Genomic DNA, 15,286 nt, shown 5'->3' on the forward strand with positions numbered 1-15,286 from the left:
AGATTCGCGACACCTCGCTGGTCGATCACCGCCTAGGCTGCGACGACTTGAGGTCGAGCGATGGGCGCAGTTGCTTTGGTAGAGATCGTTAGCACCGGCGAGCACATCTGTCAGAAATGCAGGGTGATCTGCAGGCAGCAGGACGGGACTTGGATTCATCCGGAACCGTGGGCCACTCTCAAAGCCAAACAGATCTGCGACAACCCGCGGCCTCTCCGGCAAGCGAAGCCGCGGGAAATAAAATCCGGCTCGATGCCCTCGGTCAAGCGAGACAAGCAACAGAAGGAAGAGCAATTACACCAGCTCGTGGTCGCCCCCGGAAGTGCCATCGAGGTCGCCATCGTCGGCTGGTATGAACTGCATTCGGTCAACCCTGCCCACCCCCGCGGCTGGGGTTACCTCGCCAGCGACGGCCACTACGGCTTTGGCGCGACCACGACCCAGAAGCGATTTGATGGTCCCGGCGAGTTGGCGGCAGAGGCACGGGCACTGTTCTGGGCAATCCGGAAACTGGTACCGCTCTACCGCGTCACCCTGCTGACTGACTACCAGGAGATCGCGAGCTTGGTCGACTCCTGGCGCAACGGGGACGAGTCTGCGATGCCACCAGGCTACGACACGGCTGCGGGTGAGTCCGGGCACGAACGCAAGCTTGTCCTGGCTGCCCGGAAAGTACACGAGCACGCCGATTCCGTCGCTGTCCGCCTGGTTGACCACTACACCCAAACAGTCCTCGGCGTCGGTGCCAACGAACTGGCGCACCTCGGCTGGCAATGGTCCGCTCGAGAGATCAGCAAATCTGACGCTGAAGCACGAGCGCTCGCCTTGACGAGCGAGGTCCTCAACGTCGATCCGGTACTTGTAGCCCGGGACGATCAGGTGGACGGCGCGATCGAGGGCAACGAAGACGAGTAAGTGACCGCACCTCGTACGCTCACACCTCAAAATGGAGCAGCAGCCATGTCGAACAGCCCATCCCGTCCAAGGCGAAAGCACCTGCTCAACGGGCGCCGCGTTCGCATCTCAGACCTGATCGACGCCGACCTGCTGAAGCCGGGCGATGAGGTCTTTTTCCAGCAGCGCATCGGGGAAGCTCCGCATCAGGCGACGGTGACTGACCGAGCCAAGCTTCGACTGCCGGATGGCCGGGAGTTCACCACACCCTCGCGGGCTGGCGCCACCGTAGCGGGGCGGCGGGCGGTGGCGGGGTGGTCTGCCTGGCAGGTGGGCCGGAACGGCCCGACGCTGCATCGCCTTCGTCTGGAACTTCTCCAGGACGTCGCGAACGAGGTTACTGCGGACCAGGACACGTCCCAGGAAGAGGCCGAGGCGGTCCGCCACCGCTTCGCGACGCTGGAAGCAGCGCGAGCGGCGGCAGAATCCGGCCAGCCCCGTTCGTTCACCGTCCGAGAGTTCATCGGGCTCTGGGGGTTGGAGGATCGCGATCGGATGGCAACCACACAGGTTGAGGCCGATTTGGCCAACCACGGCTTGACTACCAGCCCTGACTTCCGAGCCGTCAGCCTGGACCGGGTCATCCGGGTCGTCACACCGCCCGAGCAGGAGGGCGGGGAAGACGAGACTGGCGAAGCCGACGACACCGTCGAAGCCACCGCCGAAGAACTGAGCGAAGAGGGCGTCGACATCGGGTTGACGCTGGAGAATCTGTTCCCCCACCGGATGTCGTTAGTCTCGGTGACGCCTTCGGCCACATTCGAAGAGGCAATCACCGCCATGCAGATCAACGACTACTCCCAGGTAGCCGTTCTGGCCAACTCCCACCAGTTGCACGGCTCCGTCTCATGGGAGTCGATTGCCGCCGCCAAGCACCGGAACCCGAATGCGAGCTTCGGTGACGCCATAGACCGCCGGGCCCGCGACCGGGTCTTCGACTATGACACTCGACTCTTGGACGTGTTGGGCACGTTGCAGCAGCACGGCTTCATCTTCGTCCGCGACGACCAGCGAAAGATCAGCGGCATCGTCACGGCCGCAGACGTGGTACGCAAGTACGACGAAACCGCCACACCGTTCTTTCTCATCGGTGAAATCGACCAGGAACTGCGGCATTTGATTGTCAACACCTTCGATGAGGAGACGGTCCGGCAGGCGTGCGTGGCGGCCAAGCTGTCGTTCAAGTCGATGGACACGATGTCAATCGGCCAGTACCAGGCCGTACTCAACAACCCCGCGTGCTGGGGGCAACTCGGGTGGCCCTTGGACCGCAGCTTGTTCATCACTCGTTTGGACGAGCTGCGACAGGTGCGAAACAACGTGATGCACTTCAACCCGGACCCGGTCAGGCCCACAGAGGTGGCGAAGCTTCGCAACTTCCTCAGCCTGATCCGCCTGTATATCGGCTCGTGATCCTTCAATTGAAGGTGGTTCAGGCTCGTGACATGTACGGCGTGTGCAGTTCCACGGCGAGGTGAGTTCATAGGAGCAGCCGCAACAACTGCCCGGTGACGTACGCGGTTTCGTCACCAGGGGTGGATGAGCTGCGGACGCTCAACCGCCTGCTGACTAAGGGATCAGAGCGTCGATGTCAGGCTACCGGTGGTCACCGGACCGTCTGCCGTCGTAGGACCCCGGTCGCCCTGCCCCGGGCGTGCAGCCCCGCTGGCAGCCGCGGGTCGCTTCGAAGAGGCTGGACTCGGTTGCGAGAGGCTCACTCACTATTGGCCGGGTTCGACGATGCACATGCTACTGCGCTTCGCGAAGGCATCGCGGCGTCGCTGACCGCCGCGGGATGAGCCGCTGAAACAGCACGTCATCAGCTTGGGGAACCGCCGGCTTGGTCGTCGGCGATCTTCCTCAGGCCAGTGGTCAGCTGCTGTTCGAGGCCAAGCGTGAGATTAACGAGCACGGGCCGCAAAACCTGTCGTTCATCATCGTCGGTTGCCATGGTTTCGACCATGAACAGCATCATCCTGGTGATGGCAGGCGCGGGTTCGGCCTGGGAGTTCAAAGCATGCGTGAAGGCATCGACAGCAGCGTCGATCGATCCCGTGTCAGGCTTCAGGGCGCCCGCGCACCGGGATATTCCTAGAAGCGCCCAGGCGGCGAAGTCTCGTTCGTAGCGCCTCGTGCGCACGTTGGCTTGCCTAAAGAGTTCGTTGAAGACGCGTCGCGCTTCGGCCGGACGATTCATCCGCCTCAGCGCGATGCCCTGCAGTGCGATGACGATCAGGGCATCGCTGCCGCTATATCGGCGGGCGAGTAGGGCCTCGCGGGCAGCCTGCTCGAACCTGCCTTGATGCAATCGGATCATGCTGATGGTCGAACGAGCCTGCAGCGCAGTGACGGCGTCGTGCACCGGCAGAGCGCGTCCCACCGCATCTCGCGCCGCTCGCAACGCCTCGTCCCATTGTCCCCTAGCCAGCCTTAGATCCGCCAAGGTGTCAAGGTAGGCCGTACGCAGAGCGCCGCTGGCGTCATGCGTCACGCTCTCCCGAAGTCGCGAGATCAGCGTCTCGGCTTCCGTCCATTGCTCGGTCTCGACGTACAGTCGCACCAAACGGACCATGATCGGCACCGTGTCTCCAGGCTGTCCCCCCGCCCGGCGTAGCGCGTCGACCAGAAGGTCCTCGGCCTCGGTGAACCTGCCTTCTCGCCGTCGACATCTGGCCTTCCCAGAAAGTGCTGCAGCAACCACGGATGGGTTGCCAGGGGCTAGGCGGAGTGCGTTGTCGAAGTGGCTAGACGCACGGTCGACATGTCCTTGCGCCCACAACAGGTCGGCGCGGTTGACGTACACGGCGGCCTTCCACGTCGGCTGGTCGTCAGGGATTCCGGCGAGGGCGGAGCCGTAAGCGTCGTCGGCGCTCCTGTAGTCACCGCAGGCGCGGAACAGGTAGCCGAGAGTGTTGTAGTTGGCAGGCCGATCGGTCGGCTCGATTCGGTCCGCGATCTGTTGCCGTGCCGCGCGAAACAGCCCCGCTGGACTGCCTGTCTTGGCACTGCTGTCCATCTCCTCGATCGATCGGAAAGCTGGGACCGGCATGTCAGCGCGCAGCCAGGCGCCCACCTCGGCGAGCGACGCGTGCGGGTCGGCCCAGTCTCCGTGGAAATCCTCCTTGCGTCGTCGCCGGAGCGCCTCGGCCGCGTTCTCCAGCAGCTGCCGATCTGCTCCGATCTTGTCGAGGTCGTCGTCGGGTTTCCACGCGAGCACCCGGTACGCTTCGGCTGGCGCTAGGAAGAAGAGCCGCCTTCCACGATCTGAATGGACGGCATGCCGACTAAGCTCGATCAACTCGCTTCGCACGTCCTCGGTGTCGAGCTGGTCATCCCGGTTTCGGCCCTCATTGACGAGAGCCGTGACGGTCGCCGCATCGACTGGCGTACCAAAGGCCGCCACAGCTCGGTAGATCCGACGTCTCTCGGACCGGAATGCCCCGGTCATCTCGCGCCGAAGGCGATCGCCGACCCGATCCACGTTGCCAGCCCGGGCGGCCCAGTCGCGAAGCTCCGCGGCAAGCGAGTGCGCGGTCCGTTGGTGGTCGGATTCGACGATCGCGTCGAAGAGTTGTGCGAGCCGAGGCCGCCCGCCAAGGTCCCGGCACACCTCAGCCAGCGTCCGATCGTCAAGCGACGCCAGCAGGTTCGTGCGCTCGCCGGCGCTCTCCGCGACGAACGTCCGGAAGTGTTCGAGAGGAAGACCATCCACAGCGACTTGGCGGGCCTTTCCAACCCAACCCCCGCCGACAGCGACGGGTAGTGTGTCGGTTACGAGAACCACTTTGACTCGGTGCCCTGGGCCGCTAGTGATCAGGTCGAGCGCTTCGTCGAACGACAAGTCGATAAGCTGACGGTCGGTGTCGAGTAGACGCTCGACGGAGTCGATCACGATGACATGTCTTCTGCTTACCTGACCCCGGAGCGCAGCTTCCAGTCGCCCAATAGGCGACTCGTCCGCGTGCGAGATCGAATTGCGTCGGGGCGCCGACACGGTATCCAGCTCCCGCACGATCGTGTCGATCCCCGGTGAGAAGGCTGGGGTCGCGAGGTGCCAGCCGTGCTCGATCTTCGCCTTGTCCAGAACCCGCCGGACAAGTTCGGTCTTCCCGACGCCGGACGGCCCGTGCACCACAATCAACCGTGATCGTCTGTCGTTAAGGGCCAGTCGGAGTCGGAGACGCTCCAATCGGCGGTCGACAAAGAAGCCAGCCACTTGCCTGGCCTGGTCAGCTAACGTGGCCGGAGGGCCGGAACGCGTGCCGCCTCGGCGGGCCTGCGTTACCGCCAGCAGCAGGGCAGCTACCCCGACAAGCAACGACAAGATGCTGGCCATCTTGTCGCTAAGATCGAGAAATCGCAGGAAAGCACTCTCGTTCACGCCGGTGAGCGCGGCCCACCACGCGGGCAAATCACCGAAGGCTAGGAGGGCACCGAGCGCAAGACTGACGACGGCCACCCACAGCAAACGGGCCCTGACTCGCTGCAGCATACCGTCATGATGAACGCCCAGAAGGCCTGCTGGAATGCTCCGAAGGGGCCAGCTTCAAGACCGCCCTGCGCAGAAGACGACCGGACCGTCGACCACCTACGCGACGTGTCCAGCGCGGAGCGCGGCCATGACAACACGTACGTCCAAGAGGGACGGTGCAGCCCGCGGATACCAGGCCCTTGTGATGGCGTTGTACACCCTCATATCGTGATCTCGTTCGCTGAGGTGACGCCATTCATCGTGATCCTTGGCAATCGCCACGACAGCGTCACGCTCGTCCGGCGCGACCTTGATTCCAAGCATCTGCGCCTTCCGTACGACCTCCCGATCTTCCTCACTTATGGGAACGAAGGAGCCCAGGCCCAGATCGTTGTCAAGTACCATCCGCCCTCCCGCAAGACGACGCTGCACCCTCAACGCTATGACCCTGGCATCGGGCAGAGCCATGACATGAGCCCGGCGAGGACTGCCAGATCGTGGGCAGAACCCTGCCGACCCGCCGCCGGATGCACCCCGCGCTCGGTGCCGGACTACCTACCCTCATCGCCATGCATCTCGCGGTGATCGACCCCTTGCCGATGTACCGACAGGGAGTGGTCGCTGTTTTATCCGCGGCAGGGCACCAGGTGGAGGTCCCGCCGGACCCAATGAAATGGGCACAAAGCAGGCCAGCGGACCTCGTCCTGATCACGCTCGCCAGCATCGAGGATTGGGATCTACTCAGCCAGCTTCGGGAGACCGCGCCGGAGCAGCACGTAATCGCAGTGATGACGGAAGCATCTGCCGAGGTCGGTGTGCGAGCAGTGCGTGCCGGGGCGCAATCCGTACTGCACCGCGAGGTCACCGCCGATGCTCTCCAACGGACCGTAGAGGCGACTATCGACGGCCAAACTGTTTTGCCCGTCGCAGTGGCGGCAATGCTCGCCGGCGGAGCAGTCGACGGGGTAACGCGACAAGCAATCACAAAGGTTGAGTTGACCTGGCTGCGCCACCTCGCAGCCGGGATGACGGTCGCCGAACTAGCTCGGCTCGCCGGCTACTCGGAGCGTGCCATGTTCCGACTGTTGCAAGGCGTATACCGGCAGCTCGGCGCGCGCTCCCGGATCGAAGCCATCATCCGCGCTCAAGAGCAGGGCTGGCTGCGTACCTCGTGACGCCCTGGATTGTGCGCCGGTCTCAGCCTGTCAGCCGACGCTCGCGCCAGCGCTGGATGGTCAGCTTGTATGGCTCGGGCATGTGCAGATGAGGAACCTCGTCGTACGTGAACACACCGAGCTCCTTGTGCTCCGCAGAGTAGACAAGCTCCTCATCCCCGACGTAGGTAGCGCCGAAGCTCACGATGAACACATGCCGGACCGGCGTGATCTCGTAGACCCAGGAGTCGATGATGTCGACGTCGGTGATGGTCAGCCCGAGTTCTTCGGCGACCTCCCGGCAAACACCATCCTCGGGTGTTTCGCCGACTTCGAGCTTGCCGCCGGGCAGCTCCCACTCGTCGCGCTCGTTGCGCAACAGCGGCACGCGGCCGTGGTGATCGACGACAAGCTTGACCGAGATAGGTAGCTGGTACTCGAAATACCCCGGGTTCCGCTCGACGAGGTACGGCGGTCGCTCCGTCACGCGAGAAGTCCTTCCGTGGCGCGGCATCAGTTGGCGGTCAGCAGGAGAGCAGCGATGTCGTCGGCCCGTTTGAACCGACCACCGCTACCACCGGGTTCGCTTTCCGCGTCCCGGATCAACTTCTCCAGGTAGTGCAGCCCTCGATCACGCGCATCGGGAATCACCTGAGCCCACGAGCGGTAGATTTCGTAGTCGGTGATCAGCCGGGCGAAGCCGTCGGTACACAGCAGTATGCAGTCGACGTGCGCCCATTCGCCGGCAGCGGTGTGTGGTCGAAGCCGGCGATTCGGGTGGCCGGAGAAGATCGATTCGACATCACCGGAGGTCATCGTGTGCAGCCGGCGCTGGTGCATGGCCGCGATGACGCGGTCGGCCTCGCCCTCATTTGTCGCGACCGCCGCGGCTTCGCGTCGGTCGAAGTAGCCGGTCGACAGCACCACCGGTCGAACGCCGTGGACCACGGCGGTAGCGTCGCCGATTCGAGCGAGGTCGTAGCCGATGCCCTGGTCGACGCAGACCGCGATTGAGCAGGCCGGTGGCACCCGGCTTTCGGGGAACGACAGTGCTGTCTGCTCCCGGGCCACGTCGTCGGCGAGCGACGTCAGGAGCGCGGCGGCAGAACCTTGATAGTTGTCCGCACCGGCCCGAGTCAACCGCTCGGCGAGGTGGTCGACAAGCCACTGCACATCACTGTCCGCGGGCAGCGCGGCGTCGTCGTACAGATCGGTGGCGCCATCGATGACCCAGGCAAGGGTGCCGCGGTGGCCGACACGGTCTTCATTCGCCCGCATGCCACCGGCCGAGGTGATCGCCTCTCCTACCCTCATGGCCTGTCCAACTCTCATGACATCCACGAGGCTGGCACGAACATACCGGCCCCGATCATGGCGCACCCGATGACGATCGCTGCGATCACCCGGGCAACGCGGCTGTTGTTGACGAGAGAGAACGTACCGAAAACGACAGCGATCGCGCCGGACGCCACGAGCATGAGACGGAGGCCTTCGACGCCTGTGCTCTGGCTGGCGATGTTGCTGGCCGTGGCGATGAAGGCCACCACGGCCGCCAGGAGGCCCAGAAGTTGCAGTTGCTGGCCCTTGAACTCGGTCAACTCGGTGCGGAAGCGGGCGTGGGCCTGGGCCCACCGGGCGCGCTCCTGCATCAGATCGATCCGGATCCGGCTCGACTGGTACTGGGTGAGCCGACGCAGGTGGTCCCGGGAATCGCGCGGCTCCAGTTCAATGGCCTGCGCTACGGCGGCCCTGGCCGCCTCGAACTCTCCGCGCAGTGCGAGCATCCGGCCTTTCGTCTCGTAGTAGTGGGCGACACGCCCCTGGGTGAGGGTTATCGCCCGGTCGATGTGCCGCTCCACCTCGTCGAAGTCACGCGCCGGGCCTGGATCCTCCAGGCGTTCGAGGTATTCGACCCAGAACGCCGCCAGCTGATGAATCACCGCCGCCACGTCAGGCATGGAGGCGACAGCCTGACGAGAGTATTCGACCGAGCTACGAAGTGAGGCGAGGTCACCCTTGGCGCGGGCCACGATCGCGCGAAAGGTGTGGAAGTAAGGCTCCGCCCCAAATTCGTCCTCATGGTCTCGGACGACCGAGGCGTACTCCGCGTGGCGCTCCTCGCGCCGTAGCCGCAGCAGGAGAGCGTAGAGCGCCGCGAACCGGGACCGGCTGCGAATGGTGTGATCGTCGAGAACGGCGCGCAGCAGCGGTTCGGGGTCGGGGTATGCCTCGACGACGGCCCGGATTGCCTGCGGGAAGGCCGCGTCGGACGGTGGCGGCACCTTCGACAGCGCGGCGATAACGCGCGCGCGGTTTTGCGGTGAGGCCACTGCCGCGCGAGGTCTAGGAACTCGCAATCGAAAACCCCCGGTTCAACCAGGCGTACGGATGGTCGCTGGTGACTCTCGCCAGAAACCGCACCAGGCTCCGATCGCCGGTGAAGGCCGTGCGCCCGTGCAGGAAGCGGTGATTGTGTACGAGGTAACCGTCGCCCGCATCCAGGTGCAGAGTTTGAGCCGTCTCAGCGATCAGGCGACGGATCGCGACCACGACGTCCGTACGCCCGTCGGTGCTGTACGGACCGGCGATCCGGTCGTCGCGATAGCGGATGCGGGCGTGGCTCCCACCGATCTCGACAACCGCCGGGCCTGGCCGACCGGTTGCCGTCCTCAGCCGCAGACCGGCGATCTCGCTGTCTTCGGCACATTGGCGGACCAGAGCCAGCACCTGCGCGCCGTCGACCAGTGTGGCGCTTCCCCCGGCCCTCGCTGGAGTCAGCATGAGGGTGGCGAGCACGCTGGGGGGCCGTGCGTGCAGACTGCGATCGGTGTGCGGCGACAGGGCCAGATCGGTGAAGCCAGCTTCGTTGTCCTGCTCGTCGGTACGTATCCGAGGTGCGATGACGGTCAGCCCCTCGGCCACCTGGTGCGGATGGTCGACGGGGACGGTCCAGCGGTCGAGCAGCGCCCGGACCTCGGCGATGGACCCCTGCCGGATTAGGACGACGCCGTCATGGGCGAGGGCACCGGGCACCAGGTCCGGGCTCACCTCAGTCTCGCGTCCCGCCTCCAGCAGCCGCATGCGCCCTGCCTGCGCGCCGTCAGTCCTCAGGATCATCGAAATCGACGGCCGCCGGAGGCTCCGACCGCGAGACATGGTCCGACCGAGCCGATCATTGGAAGAGGGGAGGCTGGACATCGATGATCGGCTGTTTCGCTTCATCTGCTGGTGGCAGCATGCCTAAGTCCTCAAGCTCTGTCGCCTTCAGAAGAGGTCCATCGAGGATGGCTTTCAGCACGTCGTCCTGTTGCGGCTCGAGGAGCACGCATCCATGGAGTACGGCTAGCAGGTTTCGCAAGTCGTCGGTGAAGTCCCACTTACTGGCAACGATTTCGTTCAGTGGAGACGATTTGCGCACGCGGGGCCGCTTGGAGCGGTAGTCGAACCACTTTTTGACTACTTGCGTGCCACAAACGTTGTAATCCCATACTGCTGACGGAACGGGACCGAGGGCTCCTTCACCCACATACAGGGTCGAACTGTCCCGGTCGTACGTGATGCTTTCCGGCATGCGGTCCGGCACGCCTGGTATGGGCGTGAGGACGTCAGGCCGCAGTTCCCGCGGGGGTCCAGGTGGGCGGCCGGCTGCTGCGGAGATATGACGCTCACCGTAGGTCTGGAGCCAGATTGCTCGCTCACCAAGCCTGACTGCTTCACGCCAAAGGCCAGGGTTCACGGTAAACGGAATCCGCACTCCCGGAGTGCGAAGGTCAGCACGGAATCGTATCGGATAGCCGGGATGAGAAGCCACGGCGGCAATATAGGCGAGCACTTCGTCGCAGGTAACGCGGCTACCGAACTGGCAAGAAAGATGCTCGATCAAGCCAGGCGCGATGTTGGGCTGCTCACCTCTGGCGTCACGGTATTGAGGAAGTACCTTGCCGCCATGATGGCCCATGTAGTGGTGGGTATCCGGCACCTCGGCGGCAAAAACGACGGCCGGTCCCGAAGTTATCGATTCCGCGAACAGTGTGGTCAGATACGTCTGATGCTTTCCGTAGGTAGACCAGAGATCGGGGCGGGAGAAGTCGACAACCCTTCGGTCGGCAATAACATACTGCCGGTCGAAGCTCCGGAACGATACGCGCATGATGGAAGCCTGAGGATCAATGGCGCCAGCCAGTGACGCGGGCTGGCCTGTGCCATCGAAGTGCGGCGAGAGTGCGACAGAGATTGCCCTGTCCCTAGTCTCCTTCATGAGCTCCGGTCGTTCTGCCAGAGGAGCCAAGCTTAAGCGCCGCCACCGCTCGGCCAACGTTTCTTCGTCCGGCGCGTAAACCCATGTTCGGTTAGGTTTGATGCCTGGTGATTGCCACGGCATCAGGTCAGCGAGCGCAATGCAGTCGTTCCATATGGCCTGCGACGCGGGACGGAATGGAGCCGACCACTTCGTGGGGCAGTCCAACCACCGACCGCTTGCGGCAGTCAGCGCCTGGAGGGCGTTGAATTTTTCTTGCCTGGTCCCGGAGAGGGCAACGTAACGGATCCTGGCGGGTGTTTCCGTATCGGCCGTCTTGGCACGTCCGAATACGCCGATACACAATGGCTGCTGCACGTCTGGGAATATGCGTGTCGGCACTTCGGGCTGATGCCCTTCAGGAGATAGATCGATGATCCAACCCCAGTCGGCCTGCCGTCGCAGGTACTCGCGCATGCCGGCGAAGCCTGGTCCGGTCGTGTAGGCCGACGTGCAAACGAAGGCTACGATCCCCTCCGGGTGCTCAGGATGCGCTTCGAATACCTTCCAGGTGGCCCAGCGCCAAAAGTAGATGTTCAAGTTGTGCAATTTGAACTCGAGCCTGCCGGTACCGGTGCCTCGAAAAGCGTCGAGCATGCTCGACTTTCCCTTGTTGCTGGCAAGTACGAGCCCTCCCTGATTCTTGGCACGTTCGAGGTAGGGCGGGTTGCCGAGAACGACCATGACTCGTTCCTCGGTCTTGACCTTGATTGCTTGCGCCCGGGAGTCAGCAATTGGCCGGTACACGTACGGGCTAACAAGCGTCTCTACGTCAGGGTCCTCCAGGGTATCGGTGACGTAGAATCTGACCTTCTCGTCGGCAACCTCCAATCCCCGCGCCGCGAGATCTTGGTGCAGCCGTAGTTCCGCTACGGCGAAGGGCGCGATCTGGCGTTCGAAGCCAACCAAACGACCGAGGAGAGCACGAAGTTCAGCCGGCTCATCCCCGTGGTCAGCCGCAATCGTCGTCGCTACACGTGCAATCACGCTCAACAGGAAGGTGCCGGTGCCCATAGCCGGGTCGACGACCACCACGTCGCGGTCGGCCAGACCTAGCCGTCGTTGCAGCTTGTCGTGCAAGATGCTGTCGACAAACTGGACCATGAAGTCCGACACGGGCTGCGGCGTGAAGTAGGAGCCACTTCCCCGTCGAACCGCTGGGTCGTACAACTCCAAGAAGCGCTCATACAGCTGGTCCGATGTGTCTGTCCGCCAATCTGTCCAGTCACTGGCCTCGATGGCGCGCCGCAGCGTTTGCAGAGCCACGCTGCGCTGCTCAATGCTAGGACCACCGTGGTCCTCGGTGAGGATAGCCAGCGCTCGCCCGACGAGCAGGTGGTTCTTGGCCAGCTCTCGCCCGAGCGTCGGCAGTTCCTTGCCCTCGAACTCGATCCCTGACCGACGCGCCAACAGCAGCCCAAACGTGACGGTCTGCGCGTAGGCGTCCGCGAACAACTCCTCGCTCAGGTGGGGAAATAGCCAGGTGCGCCAGTCGGCTAGATGATCGCTGAAGAGCCGCACCCTCCCACCGAGTCGCTCTTGACCAAGGGTGTCCAACACCTCGTCGCGCAGCAAACGGCAAAGTCGTGCCGCGTCTCGGACCAGATGTTCGAGGCGGCGATGTGGACGTGGACGCCACGCAAGGAAAGCGTGGAGCACGAGCGCCAGGTTGCCGTCTGCGGGCCGAAGGCGCCCGCCGGCCCGCTGCAGGTCGCCGTCCATCCGTGCCACTGGCCCCTGCAGCTCTCCCCAGCGATACACCGCGAAGGACTGACCATCGCTGTACAGAACGTTCGGAAGCAACTGAAGCTGGGCCCATTGCCTACGCTCCCGGGCCGTGGGATGCCAACCGTGGCCGGGAACCCCCCTGCCCGGCGCCTTGAGTTCCACATAACCGATCGGGGCTCCGTCGACGTCGATCAAATAGTCAGGGCGGATAGCAAGGTCCGGGAGGCGAACCTCGCCATGCGCCCTGACCGGGCAGCCAATCGCTTGTCCAGCCGCAGCGAGAAGCTCGACCATTGGCGCCCGCAAGGTGTCCTCCCGAGCAGCCAGGCCCCGCTGAAGGATCGGCGCGACGGAAGCACCGAAGTGAGAAACAGCTGCCTCCAGCACGGCGCCGTACGCTTCAGCAGAACCCCGAGGACCGCGCACTTCGGCCGCACTGCGGGTGCGGGCGCTCCTGTCCATGCGCCCTCATCTCGACCGGTGAGTCGTAAACGTGCCGCCACTACCCAGCTCGCCATGGCTACTCAGAGTCATTGACCGACCTCCCGCCGTATCGCCACAGCATGCGGCAGGCAGCGAAATAGATCAATGGCGACAGTGCACGTCTGACCAACCGCATGATGCCGGTAGGTACGCACGACAGAGAACGGAGGCGCTGAAGGTGACTCAATGGCGACCTGCTGGAGATCCCGCTGAACGATGAGGCGGAGCTGGTGGCCGAGCTACAGCGGCGCGGCTACGGTGTGCACCGCGATGACGAGCTGATCAACGTGCTCGACGGCCGCAGCTTCAGCCCGCTGGCCGGCTGACCGCTACTCCCCGCCCCGACCGCCGGCTCCAGCCGACACGCCGGAGCCGGTGGCAAATCCGATCACCCTGAAAAACATACAGAGCCCCCATTGGTACGCCGACAATCGTCGCGTGGGAATTGCGCGTACATGACTGTTGTCGGGAGTTTCTTGTATGGTCAGACGCGTATCGCTATTGATGCAGTGGCATCGCCGAAGATTGGCCGAACGGCAACGGTTCCACGTTTCAGAGATGGCGTCGGGATGTAACACCATGCAACACGGAGAGGGGTGGCGGATGGCCGACGACATGGGATCTACAGTGCCGCGACGGCAGCTCGGGCGGGCGCTGCGCGACCTACGCACCGAGGCCCGGATGACGCTGGACGGCGCATCCGAGGCAATGCAGTTCAGCCGGCAGAAGCTGTGGCGCATCGAGACCGGCCTCGGCCCGGTCCGCGCCGTGGACGCCAAGGCCATGTGCGAGCTGTACGGGGCGAGCCCCGAGCTGACCAGCGCACTCACCGCCCTGGCCAACGAGACCAAGGCCAAGGGCTGGTGGCACTCTTACGGCGACGCCATCCCCGACTGGTTCGAGCTCTACGTCGGCCTGGAATCGGCCGCCTCGCGACTACGTGAATACGATGACACCCTGATACCCGGACTGCTCCAGACCAGAGGTTACGCCCACGGCGTGTACCAGCATCGCTCGCGAATCTCCCAGGACGAGCGGGCGCGGCTGGTCGAGGTCCGGCTGCAACGTCAGGCGCTCCTGGAACGTCGCCTTCCACCCGCACCACAGTTCGAGGTCGTCCTCTCCGAGGCGGTTCTCCTACGGGTCGTCGGTAGTCCCGCCACGATGGCCGAACAGCTACGACACCTGCTCGCCGCAGGCACGCTCCCCCACGTCTCGATCCGGGTGCTGCCGCTCAGCGCCGGACTCCACTTCGGTGCGGTCGCTGGCCCCTTCGTCATGCTGGAATTCCCGCTCCGCAACCGGGTCGAGCCCGACCCACCGGTCATCTACAGTGAGTCGCTTACCGGGGCGCTCTACCTCGACCGCAAGGACGAACTCGCTATCTACGAAGAAGTCTGGACGAGCCTCACGTCGCTGGCCCTCGATGAGCAACAATCGAGGCATCTGATCAACAAGATCGTCGGAGAGGTCCACCATGGCTGAGTTGACCGGCGCCCGGTGGCGCAAGAGCACCCGCAGCGGCGACAACGGCGGCAACTGCGTAGAGATCGCCGACAACCACCCCGGCCTCGTGGCCGTACGTGACAGCAAGGACGCGACCGGGCCAGCTCTCACCTTCTCCCCCGCCGCCTGGAGCGCGTTTGTCGGGTTCACCAAGTCTTGGCACTGAGCCGTACACCAGACGGGAGCGCAGTCGGCAGACCTGCCGGACGCCCTCCGTCAGGAGGACGTCTCTCCACTCGCGGGCTGAGCCGCCTGGTCAAACAGCGACCACTGGTTCCGCCACACCTCCACGTTCGTCGGGTAGATCGCCGTATGCCGGCTGTACGGGTTGCGGGGGCGAACGCCGCCGATGCTCGCCATGAACTCCTCGTGCCGCTCACGCACTCCGGCGCGCAGTTCGTCTCCGGGCACGACGTAGAAGTCGCGGCGTCCATCGGTCACGTCCACAAGGACGTAGAGGTCAATGGACATCTCCGTCATCCTGTCGATGTCCGCGACCATCCATCCGCCCTGCGCGGCGACCTGCACAGCAGCCATCCAACCGTTGATCTTCACGAAGGTCTGCGCACCGTGCAGGCTCGCCGAATAGCCGTGCAACAGCGCCTCGGCGACCGCAAGGTAGCGTCCAGCCTGGTGTTTCTGATGGTTGCTCGGAGCCATCTACTCTCCTTCGGAGCGGAAGAGGGGTAGCGC

13 protein-coding genes are annotated in these 15,286 nt (G+C 64.2%); 6 read left to right on the forward strand and 7 right to left on the reverse strand.

The annotated features are described in order from the left end of the window. The first annotated feature begins 60 nt into the window (after positions 1–60). Both O7631_RS25200 and O7631_RS25205 read left to right on the forward strand, forming a co-directional pair. On the forward strand, positions 61–915 hold the full coding sequence (locus O7631_RS25200; RefSeq protein ID WP_278146528.1) for a hypothetical protein: 855 nt from the start codon (positions 61–63) through the stop codon (positions 913–915). A 45-nt stretch (positions 916–960) separates the two neighbouring features. After that, on the forward strand, positions 961–2,367 hold the full coding sequence (locus O7631_RS25205) for a CBS domain-containing protein (protein WP_278146529.1): 1,407 nt from the start codon (positions 961–963) through the stop codon (positions 2,365–2,367). Between the two features lie 406 nt (positions 2,368–2,773). Here O7631_RS25205 and O7631_RS25210 read toward each other — a convergent pair whose 3' ends face one another. Continuing rightward, positions 2,774–5,446: a tetratricopeptide repeat protein gene (locus tag O7631_RS25210; protein WP_278146530.1), complete on the reverse strand. Its 2,673-nt coding sequence runs from the start codon at positions 5,444–5,446 to the stop codon at positions 2,774–2,776. Between the two features lie 207 nt (positions 5,447–5,653). On the opposite strand from O7631_RS25210, the gene O7631_RS25215 reads away from it, so the two are divergent. Both O7631_RS25215 and O7631_RS25220 read left to right on the forward strand, forming a co-directional pair. Further along, a complete protein-coding gene (locus O7631_RS25215) occupies positions 5,654–6,010 on the forward strand; it encodes a hypothetical protein (protein ID WP_278146531.1) in 357 nt (118 codons plus the stop codon). Then, positions 5,995–6,600, forward strand: a complete 606-nt coding sequence (locus tag O7631_RS25220; protein ID WP_278146532.1) for a DNA-binding response regulator — start codon at positions 5,995–5,997, stop codon at positions 6,598–6,600. Before O7631_RS25215 ends, O7631_RS25220 begins: the two co-directional genes overlap by 16 nt. Before the next feature lie 22 nt (positions 6,601–6,622). Here the strand turns inward: O7631_RS25220 and O7631_RS25225 are convergent, their stop codons facing one another. From O7631_RS25225 to O7631_RS25245, 5 genes are read right to left on the reverse strand one after another with little or no spacing between them, the layout of a single operon-like run. Then, on the reverse strand, positions 6,623–7,066 hold the full coding sequence (locus O7631_RS25225) for an NUDIX domain-containing protein (RefSeq protein WP_278146533.1): 444 nt from the start codon (positions 7,064–7,066) through the stop codon (positions 6,623–6,625). Between the two features lie 26 nt (positions 7,067–7,092). Next, positions 7,093–7,893 (reverse strand): protein phosphatase 2C domain-containing protein, encoded by an 801-nt coding sequence (locus tag O7631_RS25230; RefSeq protein WP_278146534.1) that lies wholly within the window; start codon positions 7,891–7,893, stop codon positions 7,093–7,095. 14 nt (positions 7,894–7,907) lie between these two features. Further along, complete coding sequence (locus O7631_RS25235) at positions 7,908–8,909, reverse strand: hypothetical protein (RefSeq protein ID WP_278146535.1); 1,002 nt, start codon at positions 8,907–8,909, stop codon at positions 7,908–7,910. Between the two features lie 13 nt (positions 8,910–8,922). Then, positions 8,923–9,777, reverse strand: coding sequence for a TauD/TfdA family dioxygenase (locus tag O7631_RS25240; protein ID WP_278146536.1), 855 nt, complete (start codon positions 9,775–9,777; stop codon positions 8,923–8,925). Then, a complete protein-coding gene (locus O7631_RS25245) occupies positions 9,752–13,066 on the reverse strand; it encodes a type ISP restriction/modification enzyme (protein WP_278146537.1) in 3,315 nt (1,104 codons plus the stop codon). Before O7631_RS25245 ends, O7631_RS25240 begins: the two co-directional genes overlap by 26 nt. A gap of 624 nt (positions 13,067–13,690) precedes the next feature. On the opposite strand from O7631_RS25245, the gene O7631_RS25250 reads away from it, so the two are divergent. Next, the gene (locus O7631_RS25250; protein ID WP_278146538.1) at positions 13,691–14,572 is read left to right on the forward strand and encodes a helix-turn-helix transcriptional regulator; all 882 of its coding nucleotides are present in this window, start codon (positions 13,691–13,693) and stop codon (positions 14,570–14,572) included. Continuing rightward, complete coding sequence (locus O7631_RS25255; RefSeq protein WP_278146539.1) at positions 14,565–14,759, forward strand: DUF397 domain-containing protein; 195 nt, start codon at positions 14,565–14,567, stop codon at positions 14,757–14,759. The genes O7631_RS25250 and O7631_RS25255 overlap by 8 nt, the downstream gene beginning before the upstream one ends. A gap of 50 nt (positions 14,760–14,809) precedes the next feature. On the opposite strand, the gene O7631_RS25260 is transcribed toward O7631_RS25255, so the two are convergent. Next, on the reverse strand, positions 14,810–15,253 hold the full coding sequence (locus O7631_RS25260; protein ID WP_278146540.1) for a hypothetical protein: 444 nt from the start codon (positions 15,251–15,253) through the stop codon (positions 14,810–14,812). Between the last annotated feature and the right edge of the window lie 33 nt (positions 15,254–15,286).

Origin of the sequence: Micromonospora sp. WMMD967 (assembly GCF_029626165.1) — a bacterium.
GTDB classification, from domain to species: Bacteria; Actinomycetota; Actinomycetes; order Mycobacteriales; family Micromonosporaceae; genus Micromonospora; species Micromonospora taraxaci.

Bases quoted from the DNA above. Each gene is read 5' to 3' on its own strand.
- O7631_RS25200 (WP_278146528.1), top strand. From the start codon at position 61: ATGGGCGCAGTTGCTTTGGTAGAGATCGTTAGCACCGGCGAGCACATC.
- O7631_RS25205 (WP_278146529.1), top strand. From the start codon at position 961: ATGTCGAACAGCCCATCCCGTCCAAGGCGAAAGCACCTGCTCAACGGG.
- O7631_RS25210 (WP_278146530.1), bottom strand. From the start codon at position 5,446: ATGCTGCAGCGAGTCAGGGCCCGTTTGCTGTGGGTGGCCGTCGTCAGT.
- O7631_RS25220 (WP_278146532.1), top strand. From the start codon at position 5,995: ATGCATCTCGCGGTGATCGACCCCTTGCCGATGTACCGACAGGGAGTG.
- O7631_RS25230 (WP_278146534.1), bottom strand. From the start codon at position 7,893: ATGAGGGTAGGAGAGGCGATCACCTCGGCCGGTGGCATGCGGGCGAAT.
- O7631_RS25240 (WP_278146536.1), bottom strand. From the start codon at position 9,777: ATGTCCAGCCTCCCCTCTTCCAATGATCGGCTCGGTCGGACCATGTCT.
- O7631_RS25245 (WP_278146537.1), bottom strand. From the start codon at position 13,066: ATGGACAGGAGCGCCCGCACCCGCAGTGCGGCCGAAGTGCGCGGTCCT.
- O7631_RS25250 (WP_278146538.1), top strand. From the start codon at position 13,691: ATGGCCGACGACATGGGATCTACAGTGCCGCGACGGCAGCTCGGGCGG.
- O7631_RS25255 (WP_278146539.1), top strand. From the start codon at position 14,565: ATGGCTGAGTTGACCGGCGCCCGGTGGCGCAAGAGCACCCGCAGCGGC.
- O7631_RS25260 (WP_278146540.1), bottom strand. From the start codon at position 15,253: ATGGCTCCGAGCAACCATCAGAAACACCAGGCTGGACGCTACCTTGCG.